Origin of the sequence: Streptomyces sp. NPDC092045 (assembly GCF_044756005.1) — a bacterium.
Classification (GTDB): Bacteria; Actinomycetota; Actinomycetes; order Streptomycetales; family Streptomycetaceae; genus Streptomyces.
Genome location: NZ_JBIVSC010000007.1, coordinates 179826 through 198602 on the forward strand (window position 1 = coordinate 179826; position 18777 = coordinate 198602).

The 18777-nt window shown below is 75.8% G+C and carries 15 protein-coding genes; 12 read left to right on the forward strand and 3 right to left on the reverse strand.

The annotated features are described in order from the left end of the window. The first annotated feature begins 48 nt into the window (after window positions 1–48). The 3 genes from ACIQKA_RS20045 (at window position 49) to ACIQKA_RS20055 (ending at window position 5165) form a co-directional block, all read left to right on the forward strand. Complete coding sequence (locus tag ACIQKA_RS20045; RefSeq protein WP_383156553.1) at window positions 49–1833, forward strand: N-acetylglutaminylglutamine amidotransferase; 1785 nt, start codon at window positions 49–51, stop codon at window positions 1831–1833. After that, window positions 1806–3956, forward strand: a complete 2151-nt coding sequence (locus ACIQKA_RS20050) for a prolyl oligopeptidase family serine peptidase (protein WP_391095006.1) — start codon at window positions 1806–1808, stop codon at window positions 3954–3956. Before ACIQKA_RS20045 ends, ACIQKA_RS20050 begins: the two co-directional genes overlap by 28 nt. A 114-nt stretch (window positions 3957–4070) precedes the next feature. After that, entirely contained in the window at window positions 4071–5165 is a 1095-nt protein-coding gene (locus tag ACIQKA_RS20055) for a glutamate--cysteine ligase (RefSeq protein ID WP_383156557.1), read from the forward strand. A 47-nt stretch (window positions 5166–5212) separates the two neighbouring features. On the opposite strand, the gene ACIQKA_RS20060 is transcribed toward ACIQKA_RS20055, so the two are convergent. Beyond that, window positions 5213–5758 (reverse strand): hypothetical protein, encoded by a 546-nt coding sequence (locus ACIQKA_RS20060; protein ID WP_402541779.1) that lies wholly within the window; start codon window positions 5756–5758, stop codon window positions 5213–5215. Between the two features lie 125 nt (window positions 5759–5883). On the opposite strand from ACIQKA_RS20060, the gene ACIQKA_RS20065 reads away from it, so the two are divergent. After that, window positions 5884–6363 (forward strand): hypothetical protein, encoded by a 480-nt coding sequence (locus ACIQKA_RS20065; RefSeq protein ID WP_383434133.1) that lies wholly within the window; start codon window positions 5884–5886, stop codon window positions 6361–6363. Between the two features lie 13 nt (window positions 6364–6376). Here the strand turns inward: ACIQKA_RS20065 and ACIQKA_RS20070 are convergent, their stop codons facing one another. Continuing rightward, on the reverse strand, window positions 6377–7861 hold the full coding sequence (locus ACIQKA_RS20070; RefSeq protein ID WP_402541782.1) for an alpha/beta hydrolase: 1485 nt from the start codon (window positions 7859–7861) through the stop codon (window positions 6377–6379). A gap of 173 nt (window positions 7862–8034) precedes the next feature. Here ACIQKA_RS20070 and ACIQKA_RS20075 point away from each other — a divergent pair, with 173 nt between their 5' ends. The 8 genes from ACIQKA_RS20075 (at window position 8035) to ACIQKA_RS20110 (ending at window position 17150) form a co-directional block, all read left to right on the forward strand. After that, the gene (locus ACIQKA_RS20075) at window positions 8035–8964 is read left to right on the forward strand and encodes a MerR family transcriptional regulator (RefSeq protein WP_402541784.1); all 930 of its coding nucleotides are present in this window, start codon (window positions 8035–8037) and stop codon (window positions 8962–8964) included. Window positions 8965–9280: 316 nt separating this feature from the next. Then, window positions 9281–10048, forward strand: a complete 768-nt coding sequence (locus ACIQKA_RS20080; RefSeq protein WP_383156568.1) for a GntR family transcriptional regulator — start codon at window positions 9281–9283, stop codon at window positions 10046–10048. Between the two features lie 37 nt (window positions 10049–10085). After that, the gene (locus tag ACIQKA_RS20085) at window positions 10086–10313 is read left to right on the forward strand and encodes a ferredoxin family protein (protein ID WP_383156570.1); all 228 of its coding nucleotides are present in this window, start codon (window positions 10086–10088) and stop codon (window positions 10311–10313) included. 14 nt (window positions 10314–10327) lie between these two features. Beyond that, complete coding sequence (locus tag ACIQKA_RS20090) at window positions 10328–11674, forward strand: ABC transporter substrate-binding protein (protein ID WP_391095014.1); 1347 nt, start codon at window positions 10328–10330, stop codon at window positions 11672–11674. Between the two features lie 41 nt (window positions 11675–11715). Continuing rightward, entirely contained in the window at window positions 11716–12582 is an 867-nt protein-coding gene (locus ACIQKA_RS20095; RefSeq protein ID WP_386370837.1) for an ABC transporter permease, read from the forward strand. Continuing rightward, the gene (locus tag ACIQKA_RS20100) at window positions 12579–13325 is read left to right on the forward strand and encodes an ABC transporter ATP-binding protein (RefSeq protein ID WP_402541785.1); all 747 of its coding nucleotides are present in this window, start codon (window positions 12579–12581) and stop codon (window positions 13323–13325) included. Before ACIQKA_RS20095 ends, ACIQKA_RS20100 begins: the two co-directional genes overlap by 4 nt. A gap of 75 nt (window positions 13326–13400) precedes the next feature. Beyond that, window positions 13401–16160, forward strand: a complete 2760-nt coding sequence (locus tag ACIQKA_RS20105) for a fumarate reductase/succinate dehydrogenase flavoprotein subunit (RefSeq protein ID WP_383156579.1) — start codon at window positions 13401–13403, stop codon at window positions 16158–16160. Between the two features lie 177 nt (window positions 16161–16337). After that, window positions 16338–17150: a VOC family protein gene (locus tag ACIQKA_RS20110; RefSeq protein WP_383156582.1), complete on the forward strand. Its 813-nt coding sequence runs from the start codon at window positions 16338–16340 to the stop codon at window positions 17148–17150. A 93-nt stretch (window positions 17151–17243) separates the two neighbouring features. Here the strand turns inward: ACIQKA_RS20110 and ACIQKA_RS20115 are convergent, their stop codons facing one another. Next, window positions 17244–18704: an MFS transporter gene (locus tag ACIQKA_RS20115; RefSeq protein WP_391095019.1), complete on the reverse strand. Its 1461-nt coding sequence runs from the start codon at window positions 18702–18704 to the stop codon at window positions 17244–17246. Window positions 18705–18777: the final 73 nt, after the last annotated feature.

The following is an 18777-nucleotide window of genomic DNA, read 5'->3' on the forward strand; positions in this document are numbered from 1 at the left end:
GGCCCCGGACGCGCCGGGGGCGGCGGAGGCACGACGGACGGGTGCGACATGTGCGGTCTGAGTGGTGAGATACGTTTCGACGACCGCAGGCCCGACGTGGCCGCGGTCGAGCGCATGACCGACCGTCTGGCGGCCCGCGGTCCCGACGGCCGGGGCGTCTGGTCGCAGGGCCCGGTGGCCCTGGGGCACCGCCGGCTGAAGATCATCGACCTGTCCGAGCGCGGCGCCCAGCCGATGGCGGACGCCGAGGCCCGGCTCACGGGCGTGTTCAACGGGTGCGTGTACAACTACCGGGAGCTCCGGCGGGAGCTGGAGACCCTGGGGCACCGGTTCTTCTCCACCTCGGACACCGAGGTGGTCCTCAAGGCGTACCAGCAGTGGGGCGTCGACTGCGTCGACCGCTTCATGGGCATGTTCGCGTTCGCCGTCGTGGAGAACGACACCGGCAGGCTCGTCCTGGCCCGCGACCGGCTGGGCATCAAGCCGCTGTACCTGTCCCACGCCCCCGGCCGGCTGCGGTTCGCCTCCACCCTGCCCGCGCTGCTCGCGGGCGGCGGCGTCGACACGTCCCTGGACCCGGTCGCCCTGCACCAGTACCTGAGCTGGCACGCCACGGTGGCGGCCCCGCGGACCGTCCTCAACGGGGTGCGCAAGCTGCCGCCCGCCACGGTGCGCGTGGTGGAGCCCGACGGCACGTACCGCGACCGGGTCTACTGGCAGCCGTCGTACACCCGCCGCGACGAGCACGCGGGCATGGACGCGGCCGACTGGCGCGACGCCGTCCTGGACGCGCTGCGGACGGCGGTGCGCCGCCGGATGGTCGCCGACGTGCCGGTGGGCGTGCTGCTCTCCGGCGGGCTCGACTCGTCCCTGATCGTGGCGCTGCTCGCCGAGGAGGGGCAGCGGGACCTGGCGACGTTCAGCGTCGGATTCGAGTCGGAGGGCGGCGAGGAGGGCGACGAGTTCGCGTACTCCGACCTGATCGCCCGGCGCTACGACACCGAGCACCACCAGCTGATGGTCCCCTCGGACCGGGTCTCGACCGCCCTGGAGAGCGCGGTCCTGGCCATGAGCGAGCCCATGATCAGCCATGACGTGGTCGCTTTCCACCTCCTGTCGGAGCTGGTCTCCAAGGAGGTGAGCGTCGTCCAGAGCGGCCAGGGCGCCGACGAGGTGTTCGCCGGCTACCACTGGTACCCGGACCTGGCCTCGGTGGCGCGCGAGCGGGAGCCGGAGAGATACGCGGAGGTGTACTTCGACCGTCCGCACTCCGACTTCGCCCGGATCCTCCAGCCGCACCTGCTGACCGGGCGGGACGAGTCCGGCCTGTTCGTCCGCGAGCACATGGCCGCGCCGGGGGCCGAGACCGCGCTCGACGCGGCGCTGCGGCTCGACACCCACGTGATGCTCGTCGACGACCCGGTCAAGCGCGTGGACAACATGACCATGGACTGGGGCCTGGAGGCCCGGGTGCCGTTCCTGGACCACGAGCTGGTCGAGCTGGCGGCGGCCTGCCCGCCGGAGCTGAAGCTGGCCCAGGGCGGCAAGGGCGTCCTGAAGGACGCGGGCCGGAAGCTGCTGCCGCGCGAGGTCGTGGACCGGCCCAAGGGCTACTTCCCGGTGCCGGCCATCCGCCACATGGCGGGGCCCGTCCTCGAACGGGTGCGTCAGGCGATGTCCGCGCCGGAGGCGCGCGCGCGGGGCGTCTTCCGGGACGAGTACGTCGCCGAGCTGCTCGCCGCCCCCGACCACCACCGGACGAAGCGAGGAGCGAACGCCCTGTGGCACGTAGCGTTGCTGGAGATATGGCTGCAGACGCACGGGATCGACTGATCGGAGCGATGTCGGCGGCGCCCGTGCCGGTGCCGCTGGCCGACGCGGCGGGAACCCGCGACACGCCCCGGCCGCTGGTCTCGCACGGCTGCTGGTACCCGTCGGCGGACCCCACGGGCGAGTGGGTGGCGTTCATCTGCGACCGGACGGGCGTCCCCCAGCTGTGGACCGGGCTGACGAACGGCTCGGAGATCCACCTCCTCGACGCGGACCCCGATCCGGTCACGGAGGTGTCCTGGTCCCCCGACGGCCGGTGGATCGCCTACACGGTCGCCCCGGGGGGCGGCGAGCACACCCGTGTCCTGTGCGTACGGCCGGACGGCACCGGCCGCCGGATCGTGGCGGGCGCGGACGCGGGCAGCTCCGCCTACCTGGGCTGCTGGACGCGCGACGGCTCGGCCGTGGCGGTCACGGTGGCCGAGCCGCCGCCTCCCACGGGCCGTGCGGCGGCCCTCCGGGAGCCGGCCGCCCCGGACCACGAGACGGCGTTCGGCGACCTGGCCGCGGGCTGGGCGGAGCGGGACGGCCCGGCCACGCTGCTGGGCGGCGCCGGGCACGGGCAGGTGGGCCGCAGGGACGGCGGGCCGGATCACGGAACGGGCGGACCGGGTCACCCGGCGGACGGCCCGGTCCACGGGGCCGACGGCCCGGACGGCGGTGGGAGCGGGCTCGGCGGCGGGGCGCCGGACCGGCTCACCGCGTACCTGATCGACCCCTCCGGGATCGGGTCGCCCGTGCTCGTCGCCGCCGAGTCGGGGGCGGCGACGCTGCGGGTGTGCGACGTCGGCCAGGACGGGCGGTTCGCCCTGGTGCGCCGGGGCCCGCGCGGACGGCGGGAGGCGGTGGTGGTCCGCACGGCCGACCTCACGACCCGTTTCGTCCTGCGGGTCGGCGACGGGGACCCCTGGATCGGGCGGTTCTCGCAGGACGGCCGCACCCTGTGGCTGCGGAGCGACCACGAGCGGCAGTTCGCGGCGCTCCTCGCGGCGGCGCTCGACGAGGACGGCGGGTGCCTCGGCCTGTCCGTGGTGGCCGAGCGCGAGGGCGGCGACCTGGAGCTCCTCGCGTTCGCCGAGGACGGGCGCACGGCCGCGCTCGCGTGGAACGTGCGGGGCGCCACCGAGCTGGAGACCCTGAGCCTGTCCACGGCGGCCAGGCCCCGGCGGGTGCCGCTGCCGCACGAGGTGGTCACCCGGATCGCCCGGGCCGGGCCGGCCGGGACGGTCCTCGCCGTGTCGGGCTCGCAGCGCCGTCCGGGCGTGTGGTGGGCGCCGCCGGGGGCGCGGTCGGCGCGCACGCCCTGGTCCTCCCGGGACGAGGACGCCGTGCCTCCGGGCCGGCCGCCCGTACGGCCCGTACCGCTGCGCCCGGTGGCCCGCGACGGGATGCACCTGGGCGGCTGGTACTACCGGGCCCCCGGGCGCGACGCCGGACGCCCCGCCCCGTGCGTGATCCACCTGCACGGCGGACCGGAGGAGCAGGAACGGCCGGTGTTCGACCCGCTGTACCACGAGCTGCTCGGCCGGGGCCTGGACGTCTTCGCGCCCGACGTGCGCGGTTCGTCCGGCTGGGGGCGGTCCTTCGTGGACGCCGACCTCGGTACGGGGCGGTTCGCGGCGATCGACGACGTGGCCGACTGTGCGGCGCACGTGGTCCTGGACGGCCTGGCCGATCCGACGCGCCTCGCGGTGATGGGGCGCTCGTACGGCGGCTATCTGACGATGGCGTCCCTCGTGTGGCACCCGGAGCTGTTCCGCACCGGGGTCGCGGTGTGCGGGATGTCGGACCTCGCCACGTTCTTCGCGGGGACGGAGCCGTGGATCGCGGAGTCGGCGGCGCACAAGTACGGGCATCCGGTGCGCGACCGGGAGCTGCTGCGGTCCCTGTCCCCCATGAGCCGGGTCGACGAGCTGCGCGTCCCGCTGCTCGCGGTGCACGGGGAGCACGACACGAACGTCCCGCCGGGCGAGTCCGAGCAGATGGTGCGGGCCGCGCGGGAGCGGGGCCTGCCGGCCGAGATGCTCACGCTGCGTGACGAGGGGCACGAGTTCCGGCGTGCGGACAACCGGCGGCTGTTCCGCCGGGCCGCCGCCGACTGGATGCAGCGGTACCTCGGCGACTGAGGGACGGCGCTCCTCCTCACCGTCCGCAGCCGGGCGGTGCCATCCGCGTGACCTGCGGAAAAGCGATGACCGCCGGACCGATTTCCGCCGCCGATCGGGGGTAGTCGGAAGGGCATGATCACTATTGGGGTCGAGGAAGAGTACTTGCTGCTCGATCCGGACACATGCCTTCCGGTGCCGCTCGGTGACCAGGTGCGCGCGTCCGCCGGACTGCAGCCGCTCGTGGAGGGCTCCGAGGTCCAGTCGGAACTGCTCCAGGCGCAGGTGGAGGTCGCCACACCGGTGTGCACGGACCTGGAGGAGGTCGGCGGCCACCTGCTGCGCCTGCGGCACGCGCTGGGCATGGCGGCGGAGAGGAACGGCTGCCTGCTGGCCGCCTGCGCGACCGCTCCCTACCGGGAGACGGCGCCCGTGCCGGTCACCCGGAAGGCCCGCTACCTGGCGATGTCTTCCCAGGCCCCGCAGCTCGTGGCCGAACAGCTGGTCAACGGAATGCACGTGCACGCGGCCGTGCCGGACCGCGAGATGGGCGTCGCCGTCCTGAGCCGCATCCGCGTCTGGCTGCCGGTCCTGGTGGCCATGTCGGCGAACTCGCCCCTGTGGGACGGCGGCGACACCGGGTTCGCGAGCTGGCGCACGGTGGTCTTCGGCCGGTGGCCGGTCAGCGGTCCCCCGCCGCGCTTCACCTCGCTCGCGGACCACGAGGAGCGCGTGCGGTCGCTGCTCGACACCGGCATCATCACCGACACCGGCCAGCTGTACTGGCAGGCCCGCCTGTCCGACCGGTACCCCACGGTCGAGGTGCGCTGCGCCGACGTCCAGCTCCGCGCCGACGAGGCGGTCATGTTCGCCGGGATCGTACGGGCCCTTGTCGCCACCGCGATCGACGAGGAGAAGGCCGGGGTGCCGCTCCCCGACTGCTCGCCCGAACTCCTCCAGGCGTCCAACTGGCACGCCGCCCGGCACGGCCTGAGCGGCCTCCTCGTCGACCCGGAGGGGCGCTCGCGCCGGGCGGGCGACGTGATGTGCTCGCTCCTCGAACACATCACGCCCGCCCTCGACGAGGCCGGCGACACCCGTGAGGTGACCTCCCTGCTCCACCGGCTGCTCCGGGAGGGCACGTCGGCCGACCGCCAGCGCCGCGCCCTGGCCGAGGGCGGCCTGCCGGGTCTCGTCGAGCTGATCACCACGGAGACGGTCGCCCCCTGACCCCCTGACCCCGCCCTCGCGCCGCCGGGCGGACCGGCGGCGCGCCGTCAGACCTTCCCCGAGAGCAGACGGGTGCGGTGGCCGAGGACGCGGGTCAGCTCGGCGACGAACTCCGGCCGCAGCGGCGGGCCGTTCCAGTGCTCGATGCCCAGGTACGCGAAGGCGAAGCAGTCGTTCTCCCACTCCCACGCGGGCAGCGGGACCGCCCGCCGGCACCCCGGACACCGCACGGCGGCCCCGCCCGTGGCGTACCAGTCGTCCATGGCCCCGGAGAAGGAGAGCCGTTCGTCCTCGCCGGACGCGGTCTCCGCGCAGTGGGGGCAGACGGGCGAGCCGCCGGTGCTCGGCGATCCGAAGAACACCGTGCGTCCGGTGACGACCGCCAGGCCGTCGGTCGACGGCCGGCGGCGTTCGTCCGTCACGCACGACCAGCGCGGTCCGGGCGTCAGCACCGGCCGGTCGTGGTGCGAGAACCCCTCCCCCGCGACCGCGATCCCCTCCTCGACCAGCCATGCCGTCACCCGGGCCCCGAGCGCCTCCACCTCCTCGGGCGTGGCGTCGAGGTCGACGATCGTCTGGTAGTGGCTGCCCACCGGCGTCCCCCTGTTCGGTCCGTGCCCCCGCGACGGTACGGCAGGGGTCCGACAACGGGCCCGGCTCGCGGCGCCCCGGGGAAAACGGCTGTCGGCGCGGGCGGCGGGCGCCCTACCGTGACCCCATGCACCGACACCACGGGCGCGGCCGGCGCCCCGCCCGCCGGACCCGGGGAACGGGCGCCCCCGCGGACGCCCCGCCCTTCGACGTCGCGGGCGCCGACGTCGTGCTCGTCGGGTACTTCCCCGCCGGGCAGCGGGACTTCGCCGCCCTGATGGACGCGGCGGCGGCAGGTCTGGCGGACCGGGGCGCCCGGGTCGTGGCGCGTGCCGTGCAGCGGCGCGGGGTCTCGCACGGGGGGGCGCGGAAGACGTCCCTTCCGTTCTCCTCGCGGACGCTCCTGAGCCGCGGGAAGGTCCACGAGGTGGCGGAGGTCCGCGAGCGGACGGGGGCGGACGCGGTGGTCTTCCTCAACGGGCTGACCGGGCATCAGCGGCTCTCCCTGACGGGTATCTTCGGCTGCCCGGTCGTCGGTCTCGCGGAGATCCCGGCGTCGGTGCGGACCGACCGGGTCCGCGGGCGCGCACGGTCGCCCCGGCCGTAAGCACGTACGGTCGTCACTCCTCGAGGAGCGCGAGCACCGCCGCCATCGCCCGCTCCACCGCCTCCGCCGACTCCTCGGTGGGGTCGAGCAGTTCGAAGCCGTGGCGGCCGTGGGGCACGTCGACGGTCTCGACCCGGGCCCCGTGCTTCCCGGCGGCGGTCAGGAACTCCTCGACCGTCGCCGCGATCGCCGGGTGCTCCAGCCCGGCCCGGGTCAGGACCACCGGCGGCCCGTCCGCCGTGCCCACCGCGTCGACCGGGCGGAAGCGGGACTCCACCGCCTCCCAGCCGGGCAGCGGCGCGAGCATCGGACAGGTGACGGCCACGCACCGCAGCCACGGCGGGGGCGCGGCGAGCCAGTCCGCCGCGAGGAGCCCGCCGCCGGAGAAGAACCAGAGCGCGATGCGCTCCCGGTCGACGCGCGGGTCGGCGCGGACGAGCGCGACGGCCCCGGCGAGGTCCTCGGCGGCGAGGGCGTAGTCGGCGAGGCCGTGGAGCCGGTGGTCCGGGGTGGCGCCGACGGCTCCGGCGCCCGCCGCGAGGCGTCCGTACCCCCGGAGCAACGGCGTGTCGCGCGGGGTGGGCCGCTGGTCGGGGTCGACCGGACCACCGTGGACGAAGACGATCGCCGGCCGGGGCCCCTGGGCGTCCGGGAGGTGGAGGTCGACCCGGCCGTGCCGTTCGCGCGGGACCTCGGGGACGTCCCGTACGCCTTCGAGGAAGGGCCGGAGGTGCGTCGGCCGCTCGTCCGCGGGCGCGGTCACCCGGTGGCCCCCGCCCGCCGCCGCGCGGAGCAGGGTCTCCGCGAGCGCGGCGGGCGCGGAGAGCATCGGCCAGTGTCCGGTGGCGAGTTCGAGGAAGCGGATCCGGTCGTCGGCCAGCGCGCGGAACCGGGGCGGGCCCGACTCCACGAGCATCTCGACCATGGCGACGGTCGACCCGGCGGCCGTGCACAGGACGCCGGTGACCGGCAGGGCGGAGGCCGCCCCGGTCAGGCGGAGCGGTGCGGTGAGCGTGGCGGCCGGCTGGGGCGCGGCGAGGCGCTCCAGGCGTACGAGGGCTTCCTCGGGGACGCCCTGGAGGTCGCCCCAGCGGGACCGGGTCTCCCGCGTCGGCGGCGGGGCCCGGCCGTCCGCGCCGGGCCGGCCCCCGGGGTCGGGCACGGAGCGCGCGGCCGGCTCCCCGTCCTGCGGGAGGAGCGTGTCCAGGGCGACGATCCGGGCGGTCCGTCCGGGCCGCCGGTCGGCCGCGCCGAGCACCGGGTGGAGCCCGTACCCGTGGCCCACGAGGACCACCTCGGTCGCCGTGAGGCCGTCGATCAGCCGCACCAGGTCCTCGACGTGCGTCTCCAGTCCGACCCCGGCCGCTTCGTGCCGGTCGTCCATGCCCGTCAGGGTCACCGGGTGCGCCTCGGCGCCCGCCCTCCGGAGCAGGGCCGCCGTCTCCTCCCACACCCAGCCGCCGGTGAAACTGCCCGCCACCAGTACGAACGTCGTCATGCGCGTCTCCTCGCCTCTTCTTCCGGGGCCGTGTCGCCGTCTCCGACGCTAGGAGCTCCCCCTGCGGGAGGTTCAAGGGCCGCCACCGGCGCCCCCGGCGGAGCGGCGGGCCGGGCCCGGCGTCAGAATGGGGTGCTCGTGGAAGGTCGGTCTCCTCCGGGGAGGTGCGTGTCGTGGTGTCCGACGGCCTGTGGAGCATCGGGGAGTTGGCGGCCCGCGCGGGCGTGACCGTCAAGACCGTGCGCTACTACTCCGACCGCGGCCTGCTGCCCGAGGCGGCCCGCAGCTCCGGCGGACACCGCAGGTACGGGCCGGGGGCGCTCGACCGGCTCCGGCTGATCCGTTCGCTGCGCGCGCTCGACCTGCCGGTGCCCGAGGTGGAACGGGTCCTCGACCGGGACGGGGTGCCCGCGGAGGTCCTCGCGGACCGGCTGCGGGACGTGGGCTCCCGGCTGGCCGCGCTGCGCTGGCAGGAGGCCGCCCTGCGGTCGCTCCAGGAGTGCCCCGCCGGGGAGCGCGCGGACCGGGCGCGGCTGCTCGGCGCCGTGCCCGCGCCGCCCGGCACGGACGCCCTGGTCCGGTTCTGGCGCCGGATCCTGCCCGTGCGCCTTCCGGGGCGGGTGGTGTCCCTGGTCCTGGACGCGGTGGTGCCGCCGCCCCCGGCGGAGCCGAGTCCCGCGCGCGTCCTGGACTTCGCCCGGCTGCACGCGCTCGTCTCCGGTCCGCTCCCCGGCGGCGCCGAGTGCCGGCGGGCGCAGCCGCTGCCGGAGGGCGCGTACCGGCCGGACGTGCTGTACGAGGGCCTGGCCGAGGCGTACGCGCTCGCCGAGGCGGAACGGCGGACCGGGCGGACCGGCGGGGCCCTGGAGTGCTTCGTCTCGGCGTACGCCGGCGCGCAGGGCGTCCGGGACACCCCCGACTTCCGGCGCGGCCTCGTCCCGGTGCTGGCCCGGAGCGACAGCGCCCTGATCCGGCGCTACTGGAAGCTCGCCGACGGCCTGTTCGGGCCGGGCGAGCCGGTCCTCGGCATCCTCCACCACCGGCTCTCCGTCGCCCTGAGCCACGAAGTCGACGGGCACGCGGTCGACGGACACGCGGTCTGACGGACACGCGGTCTGACGGGCAAGCGGTCTGGCGGACACACGGCATGACGGCCCCGCGTCCGGCCCCACCGGCCGGGCACGGACCCGGGGCCCCCACGCGGGCCCGGCGCGGGCCCCACGCGGGCCCACCACCCGTAAGCGGCCCCGCCTCCGATCCGCATCGTGGGCCGCCGGGCGTCCACCTGTTGGGCGGCCGGGTGGCGGAACTCTCCGCCCCTCCCGCGTATCCGCTGGTCAGAGAGGTGTGGAGGGGGCGTCAGGTGGCGCAATGTTGTGGCAACACCACCGGGGCCGGTCCGCCGCTACGTTCCGTGTCATGCCCGCCGAACCCGCTCCCGCCGCCCGCCCCGTCGCCGCCGCCCGCCGCCGGCGCCTCCGGGCGGACCGGGCGCGGCAGCTCGCCGACCTGCTGCGCCACCAGATCCTGGCGGGCGCCTTCCCCGGCGGGGTCCTGCCCCTGGAGGACGTCATCGCGGCCGACTACCGGGCCAGCCGGAACACCGTGCGGCAGGCCCTGGACCTGCTGCGCGGCGAGCAGCTGGTCGACCGGCAGCCGGGGGTCGGGACGGTGGTGGTCTGCGAGAAGTACCCGCACGGCCTGGACCGGCTCCAGGGGCTCGCCGAGACCCTGCGCGAGCACGGGCGGGTCACCAACGAGGTGCGGACCGTGGGGCCGGTCGGGGCGCCCGGCCCGGTGGCCCACCGGCTCGGCCTTCCCGACCACTCCGACGTGCTGTGCGTCGAGCGGCTGCGACGGCTCGACGGCCTGCCGCTCTCGCTGGACCTGTCCTATCTGCCGATGGACATCGGGGCCGAACTCCTCGGCTGCGACCTGGAGAACACGGACGTCTTCCGGCTCCTGGAGCAGCTGACCGGGTCCCCGCTCGGGCACGCGGAGATCACCCTGGAGGCCGTCAACGCCGACGCGCACTCCGCCGCCGTGCTCCAGGCCCCGCGCGGGGCGGCCGTCCTGATGCTGGAGCGGCTGACGTGCCTGCCCGACGGACGGCCGGTGGACCTGGAGTTCATCCGCTTCCGCGGCGACCGCATCACCATGAGCGGCGTCCTGCGCCGCGCCCTCTGAACCCTGACGACACACCACCCGTTCCCCGGAGACAGCCATGCCCCTGGTTCCCCAGCGCGCCGACGTGCCCGTGACCATCGACGAGTCGAAGTGCATCGACGGCTGCACGCTCTGCGTCGACGTGTGTCCGCTCGACTCGCTCGCGATCCGCGAGGAGGACGGCAAGGCGTACATGCACGTCGACGAGTGCTGGTACTGCGGCCCGTGCGCGGCGCGCTGCCCCACCGGCGCGGTCACCGTCAACATGCCCTACCTGCTCCGGTGAAAGGCCGAACCACCATGTCAACGAAGAGAGTCGCCCTTCCGCTCGCGCTGCTCCTGCTGCCGCTCGCCACCGCCTGCGGGTCGGGCACCGGCGGCGGGGCGGGGGCGAAGTCGGTCACGGTGACCGTCGGCTACCAGTCGAAGACCATCAACACCGTCACCGCCGGCACCCTGCTGCGCTCCCTCGGCCACTTCGAGGAGGAGCTCGCGGCGCAGGGCCGGAAGGACGGCGTCACCTACCGGGTGAACTGGCAGGACTACGCGACCGGGGCGCCGATCACCGCGCAGATGACGGCGGGGAAGATCGACATCGGTTCGATGGGCGACTTCCCGCTGCTCCTCAACGCGGCGCGCGGCAAGCAGCTCAAGCAGCCGACGCGGCTGGTGTCGGTGACCGGCTACAACCTGCGCGGCGGCCTCAACACCGTGGTGACCGCGCCCGGTTCGCCGCTGCGGTCGCTGACGGACCTGAAGGGCCGCAAGGTGTCCACCAGCGTCGGTTCGGCCGCCGACGGCACCCTGGTCCGGGCGCTCCAGCGGGCCGGGATCGACCCGGCGAAGGACGTGCGGAAGCTCAACCAGCAGCCGAGCGTGGGCGCTTCGGCCCTGGCGGCGGGCAGCGTCGACGCACTGTCCCAGTTCGTCGCCTGGCCCGGACTGCTCGCCTTCCAGGGCCGGGCGACGGCGCTGTACGACGGGGCCGAACTGGACCTGCCGACCTTCCACGGCGTCGCCGTGCGCGAGAGGTTCGCGAAGGAGCGGCCGGCGGTGCTCGACGCGTTCCTGCGTGCGCAGCGGCGGGCCACGGACGAGCTGCGCGCCCGGCCGGTCGCGTCCGCCGAGGCGGTGGCGAAGGAGACCGGGCTGCCCGCCGAGGTGGTCTACCTCTACAACGGCGCCCGGGGCATCGCCACCTTCGACCCGGCGCTCCGCCCCGAGCTGGTGGCCGCGCTCAAGGAGGACGTGCCGGTCCTGGCGGCGGCCGGCCTGGTGAAGGAGGTCGACGTGGACGCGTTCGTCGACCCGGCCCCGCTGGAGCGGGCGGTACCGGGCGCCGCGTATCCGGAGGCGGGGGCGCCCAAGGCGGAGCTGTGGCTGAAGGGGCAGGGCTCGACCCGTGTGTTCGACGGTCCCGGCGCCCTCCTGAAGGCGGTCCGGGAGGCCGGGGCGGGCCGGGTGCGGGCCGCGTACGTGCCGGACGCGGTGACCGGGACGCCCTGGTTCGCGGACCGGGCGGTGTGGGTGCGGGACGGCGGCGAGTGGCGCGCCTTCGTGACCCGGGCGGGCGCGGAGCGGTACGTCGCCGGTCACCCCGGTTCCCGGATCACCGGATACGCAGAGGCCGTGGGGGCGGCGTCGTGAGCGCGGGGAGGACCGCGTCCGCGCGCACGGCCCCGTCGCCCGTGGCGCGCCGGCTGGTCCGGATCGCCTCGCCGCTCGCGGCCCTCGGCCTGTGGCAGCTCCTGACCTCCCTGGACGTCAACCTGTGGCTGCGGTTCGAGCAGTTCCCCACGGTCGTGGAGGTCGCCTCCGCGTTCGCCGACCGGGTCGGCACCGGGGCGTACTGGCAGGACCTCGGCCACAGCCTGCGCCGGATCACGGTCGGGTTCCTCCTGGCGGCCGTCCTCGGGGTGGCGGCCGGGACGGCCGTGGCCCGGTCCCGGTGGGCCGCCGACGTCCTGGGCCCGCTGGTGGAGGCCGTGCGGCCCGTCCCGGCCATCGCCCTGGTCCCGGTCGCGATCCTGCTGCTGCCCACGAACGAGCAGGGCATCGTCTTCATCACCTGCGCCGCCGCCCTCTTCCCGGTGCTCGTGTCGACCCGGCACGCGGTGCGGGCCCTGAGCCCGGTGTGGGAGGAGGCGGTGCTGACCATGGGCGGGAGCCGGGCCCGGGTGCTGTTCTCGGTGGTCCTGCCGGGCGCCCTGCCGGGGATCTTCGGCGGTCTGTCCGTGGGGATCGGCGTCTCGTGGATCTGTGTGATCTCGGCGGAGATGATCTCCGGCGAGTACGGGGTGGGCTACCGCACCTGGCAGGACTACACGGTCGTCGACTACCCCGGGGTCTTCGTCGGCATGGCCACCATCGGCGCGCTCGGCTGGCTCACCTCCACCGCCGTGGAGACGCTCGGCCGCCGAGTCACCTCCTGGCTGCCGCGCCCGGCCGAACGGGGCGCCGGGCCGGGCCGTACGGCGGTCGCCCCGGCTCCCGCCGCTCCCGCCCGCACGCCCTCCCGTTCCGTACCCCTGCCCGAGAAGGAGCCGGTGCCATGAGCGCCACGAGCACGGTGAACGCCACGGGCGCGGAACTCGCCCTGCACGGGGCCCGGTTGGGGCATCCGGACGGATCCCCCGTGTCCGGCCCCGTGGAGCTGCGGATCGCGCCCGGCGAACTCCTCGCCGTCGTCGGCCCCTCCGGCTGCGGCAAGACGACCCTGCTGCGCACGCTCGCCGGGCTGCTGCCGCCCCTGGAGGGGCGGGTCGCGCAGGACGGGGAGCCGGTGCGCGGGCCCGGCGCCGACCGGGCGCTCGTCTTCCAGCACGACGCCCTGCTGCCGTGGCGGACGGTCCGCGCCAACGTGGAGCTGCCGCTGGCGATCCGCCGGGTCCCCCGGGCCGAGCGGCGCCGTTCGGCGGAGGAGTGGCTGGAGCGGGTCGGGCTCGCCGGGCACGCCGCCAGGCTGCCGCACCAGCTGTCCGGCGGGCAGCGGCAGCGGGTCCAGCTCGCCCGCGCCCTGGCCGGCCGGCCCCGGGCGGTCCTGATGGACGAGCCGTTCGGCGCGCTGGACGCGCACACCCGGGCCGGGATGCAGGACCTCCTGGTGGAGATCCTGCGCGGGACGGGCGCGACCGTCGTCTTCGTCACGCACGACGTGGACGAGGCGCTCCACCTCGGTGACCGGGTCGCCCTGTTCGCGTCCGGCGAGGTCCTGGACGTCCCGCACCCCCGTGCGCGGGACGCCCTGCACGCGCCCGCGACGGCCGCGCTGCGCCGCCGCGTCCTCGACTCCCTCTGACGGACGCCCCCGGCCGGACCCGCCCCGCCCCCTCCACAACCCTCCGCACCCCTCCGCACCCCGAAAGGCTCCTCCGTGGACACCCCCCTGACCGTCCCCGACCCCGCCGGCGCGACCGAGCTCTCCTGCGACGTGCTCGTGGTCGGCGGCGGGACCGCCGGCACGATGGCCGCGCTGACCGCCGCCGGACGCGGGGCGAACGTGCTGCTCCTGGAGAAGGCGCACGTCCGGCACTCCGGTGCCCTCGCCATGGGGATGGACGGCGTCAACAACGCGGTCGTGCCGGGCCGGGCCGAACCGGACGACTACGTCGCCGAGATCACCCGCGCCAACGACGGCCTCGTGGACCAGTCCACCGTCCGGCAGACGGCGACCCGGGGCTTCGCGATGGTGCGGCGCCTGGAGTCGTACGGGGTGAAGTTCGAGAAGGACGAGCACGGCGAGTACGCGGTCCGGCAGGTGCACCGGTCCGGTTCGTACGTGCTGCCGATGCCGGAGGGCAAGGACGTCAAGAAGGTCCTCTACCGGCAGCTGCGGCGGCGCGAGATGCGGGAGCGGATCCGGATCGAGAACCGGGTGATGCCGGTCCGGGTGCTCACCCACCCGGACGACGGGCGGGCCGTCGGCGTCGCCGGGTTCCACACCCGCACGGGCGAGTTCGTCCTCGTGCGGGCCGGGGCCGTGATCCTGGCGACGGGCGCCTGCGGGCGGCTCGGGCTGCCCGCGTCGGGCTATCTGTACGGCACGTACGAGAACCCGACGAACGCGGGCGACGGCTACGCGATGGCGTACCACGCGGGCGCGGCGCTCACCGGGATCGAGTGCTTCCAGGTCAATCCGCTGATCAAGGACTACAACGGGCCGGCGTGCGCCTACGTCGCCAACCCGTTCGGCGGGTACCAGGTGAACCGGCACGGCGAGCGGTTCGTGGAGTCGGACTACTGGTCGGGTCAGATGATGGCCGAGTTCGCGGCCGAACTCGCCTCGGACCGGGGGCCGGTGTACCTGAAGCTGAGCCACCTCCCCGAGGAGACCGTCGGCGCGGTCGAGTCGATCCTGCACACCACGGAGCGCCCCACCCGGGGGACGTTCCACGAGGGGCGGGGCCACGACTACCGGACGCACGACATCGAGATGCACATCTCCGAGATCGGTCTGTGCGGGGGCCATTCGGCCTCGGGGGTACGGGTGGACGCGCACGCCCGGACGACCGTGCCCCGGCTGTACGCGGCCGGCGACCTCGCCTCCGTGCCGCACAACTACATGATCGGCGCGTTCGTCTTCGGCGACCTGGCGGGCGAGGACGCGGCGCGGTACACGGCGTACGAGGGGGAGCTCGACCGGCGGCAGGTCCTGGACGCGCACGAGTTGATCTACCGGCCGCTGCGGAATCCGTCCGGTCCTCCGCAGCCGCAGGTCGAGTACAAGCTGCGGCGGTTCGTCAACGACTACGTGGCGCCGCCGAAGACGGGCGCGAAGCTGTCCCTCGCGGTGGAGGCGTTCGACCGGATGTCGCGGGAGATCGCCGGGATGGGGGCGCGCACGGCCCACGAGCTGATGCGGTGCGCGGAGGTGTCGTTCATCCGGGACTGCGCGGAGATGGCGGCGCGGGCCTCGCTGGCCCGGACGGAGTCGCGGTGGGGGCTCTACCACGAGCGGCTCGACCACCCGGAGCGGGACGACGCGGACTGGCTGCACCACCTGGACCTGCGCAAGTCCCCTTCGGGGGCGATGGAGTTCACGGCGCGGCCGGTGGAGCCGTACCTGGTGCCGGTGCCGGAGTTCGCGCCGCCGGGCGGCCCCGAGCGGCACCTGGGCGAGGTGGAGCTCGTGCCGGTGGCCACGGCGGGGCCCCGGGAGGCGGTCCCGGCGGCGCGTCCGGCCGCGGACGGGGCCGTCACGGCGGCGGAGGGCCCAGTGCCGGACCCGGCGGAGGGCCCCGCCGCGGCGCCCTCTCCCCGGCTCCTCGAACTGCTCGGGCTCGTCGAGGACTCCCCCGGTCTCGACGTGCTCGGCCCGTACCTGGAGGACGCCGATCCGGCGGTGCGGGCCGCCGCCGTCACCGCCCTCGGGGAGACCGCTCCGGCCGGGACCGGTCCGGCGCTCGCCGCGCGGCTGCGGGACGGCTCGCCCCGGGTGCGGGCCGCCGCCTCGGCCGCCCTGCGCGAGCTGGTCGAGGTGCTGCCGGCGGAGCCGGTGCTCGGGGACGGCCTGCGGGAGGCCCTCGGCGTGCCCGATCCGGGCGTGCGGACCGCCGCGCTCGACGTCCTGCGGGCGCTGCGGCTCGGGGACGCCCCGCTGTACGCGGCGGCGCTCGCCGACCCGGAGGTGGACGTACGGGTCGGGGCCGTCCGGGCCCTGGTCTCGGTGGACGCGGTCGCGGAGCTGGCGCGGGCGGCGGCCGACCCGGCGCGCGAGGTGCGGGTCGCGGTGGCCCGGGGCCTCGCGGCCGTGCGGGACCCCCGGCCCGGTCCGCTCGCGCCGCTGCTCGACGACGCCGATCCGCTGGTCGGGGGCGCGGCCCTGGCCGCCCTGGCCGGCACCGGCTGCCCGCCCGAGTACGCGGCGCGGGCCGCCGCCGCGCTCGGCGCCCCCGCCTGGCAGGTGCGGGCCGGGGCGGCGACCGCGCTCCGGGCGGCCCCGGCGGGCCTGGCCGTGCCGGTCCTGGCACCGGTGCTCGCGGACCCGAACGCGGACGTGCGGAAGGCGGCCGTCCTCTCGCTCCTCGCGCACCGGGACGACCCGGCGGCCCGGACCGCCCTGGCCGGGGCGGCCGACGACCCCGACGCGGACGTCCGCGCCTACGCGGCCCGGGCGGCGCACGCGGTCCACTGAGCGCGCCGGGTCCGTTCCGTCACCGCCCCGTCTCCCCCTCGGCCGGGTGGTGATCGGCGGCACGCGGGTGAATCCGCGCATGAGGACCGGCGGGGCCGGGAAGGGGCGCACGGCGCACTCTGGACGCAGGGGGCACTCTGGTGGACGGACACGCTCTGGACGCAGGACGACGAGGAGGTGGCGCCGGTGGCGGGGCCGACGACCGGAGAGGCGATGGGGGCTCCCTGCTGGCTGAACCTGTCCGCACGGGACCTGGGTACGGCGGAGCGGTTCTACGGGGCCGTGCTGGGCTGGACGTTCCGGCGCGGAGCCCTCGGCGAGGCGTACGTGGTGGGCGAGCGGGACGGGGTGCCGGTGGCCGGGATCGCGGCCGTGGCGGCGGAGATGCAGGTGCCGGTGGCCTGGACGGTCTTCTTCGCCGTCGACGACGCCGACGCGGCGGTCGCGCGGATCCGGGAGCGCGGCGGCACGGTCGGCGTGGGGCCGGTCGCGTTTCCGCCCCGGGGCCGCGCGGCGCTCGCCACCGATCCTGAGGGCGCGGCGTTCGGGGTGTGGGAGGGACGGCTGGTGTCGCGCTGGCACGTGGGCGAGCGGCAGTCGCCGGCCTGGCTGGAGCTGCACACCCGCAACGCGTTCGACGCGGCCGTCTTCTACGGCGGGGTGCTCCGGTGGGCGGACGCCGTCCCGGGCTCCTGCGAGGTGTCGTACGAGGACGACCGGGTGGTCCTGCGACGCGACGGCGAGGCCGTCGCCCGGCTGAACAGCGGCCCGGTCGAGTCCGCCTCCCCCAGACCGCAGCTGCGGCCGCGCTGGCTCGTGCGCTTCCGGGTGCCGGATCTGGAGGCGGCGGAGGCGGCGGTCCCGAAGCACGGCGGCTCGGTGGTGCCGGGCGGTGAGTGGGGCGGGGTGCGCGAGCCGGACGGCGGTGCCCGGCGCGCGGTGGTGCGGGACCCGGAAGGGGCGCTGTTCACGCTGGAGGCGGAGGACTGAGGGGCGCGCTCCCCCGGTCTTCCCGACGGGCCCCGGCGGCCGTGTGGTCCACGGCCGCCGGGGCCCGTCGGCGTCGCCCGGTCGGGGCGCGGGTCAGGCGGGGGCTTCGGCCCCGGAGGGGGCGCGTACGGCCGCCGTCCCGTCCTTCTCGGCGGGGTCGGCGGCGAACCGGGCCGGGATGAGGGCGGCGACGACCGCCGCCGCGAGGCCGACCCCGCAGCCGATGAGCATGGCGACGCGGAAGCCGTCCTCCGAGGGCAGCGCATGGCCGCCGAGGGTGGTGGTCATCTGGGCGAGGACGACGCCGATGACGGCGGCGGAGACGGAGGTGCCGATGGAGCGCATCAGGGTGTTGAAGCTGTTGGCCGAGGCGGTCTCCTCCTGCGGCACCGCGCCCATGATGAGCGCCGGCATGGCCCCGTAGGCGAGTCCGACGCCGGTGTTGCAGACGAGGGTGACGGCGAGCAGGCCCCAGGTGGAGCCCATCAGGGCGAGGGAGGAGCCGTAGCCGGCGGAGATGACGAGGGCGCCGACGGAGAGCGTGACCTTGGGGCCGCGGGCGGCCGAGAGCTTGGCGCCGAGCGGGGCCAGGACCATCATCATCAGGCCGGCCGGGGCCATCCACAGGCCCATGGCCATCATCGACTGGCCGAGGCCGTAGCCGGTGGCCTCGGGCAGCTGGAAGAGCTGGGGGACGACCAGGGACTGCGCGTACATGGCGAAGCCGACCAGGACCGAGGCGGCGTTGGTCATGAGGACGACCGGGCGGGCGGTGACCCGCAGGTCGACGAGGGGGTCGGGGGTGCGGAGCTCCCACGCGCCCCAGGCGAGCAGGACGACGACCGCGACGGCGAGGAGGCCGAGGGTGGTGGCGCTGCCCCAGCCCCAGCTCGCGCCCTTGGAGACGGCGAGCAGCAGGGCGACGAGTCCGGTGCCGAGGCCGAGCGCGCCGGGCAGGTCGAAGCGGCCGGGGGCGGCGGCGCGGCGGCCCGCGGGGGCGACGCGCCAGATCAGGGCGCCGACGAGGACGCTGAGGCCGGCGGCGACCCAGAAGAGGACGCGCCAGCTGGCGTTCTCGGCGACGGCGGCGGAGAAGGGCAGGCCGAGGGCGCCGCCGACGCCCATGGAGGCGCTCATGAGGGCGATGGACCCGCCCAGCCTCTCCGGCGGCATGATGTCGCGCAGCAGGCTGATGCCGAGGGGCACGACGCCCATGCCGAGGCCCTGGAGGCCGCGTCCGACGATCATCGGGACGACGGAGGAGGAGAGGGCGCAGACGACAGAGCCGGCGACGAGCGGGACCACGGAGACGAGCAGGACCCGCCGCTTGCCGAGGGTGTCGCCGAGCCGGCCGGCGACGGGGGTGGCGACGGCGCCCGCGAGGAGGGTGGCGGTGATCACCCAGGAGGCGTTGGAGGGGGTGGTGCCGAGCAGCCGGGGGAGGTCGCCGATGAGCGGCACCACCAGGGTCTGCATCAGTGCGGCCACGATGCCGGCGAGGGCGAGGACGCCGACGACGCCTCCTGGTCGGGCGTCGGGCTTGGAGCCGTCCACGTGTTTCTCCCTGGGTCTTCACGACGATGCGTATGCATCATGCACATTGCATGCTGAATACACAAACCATGCA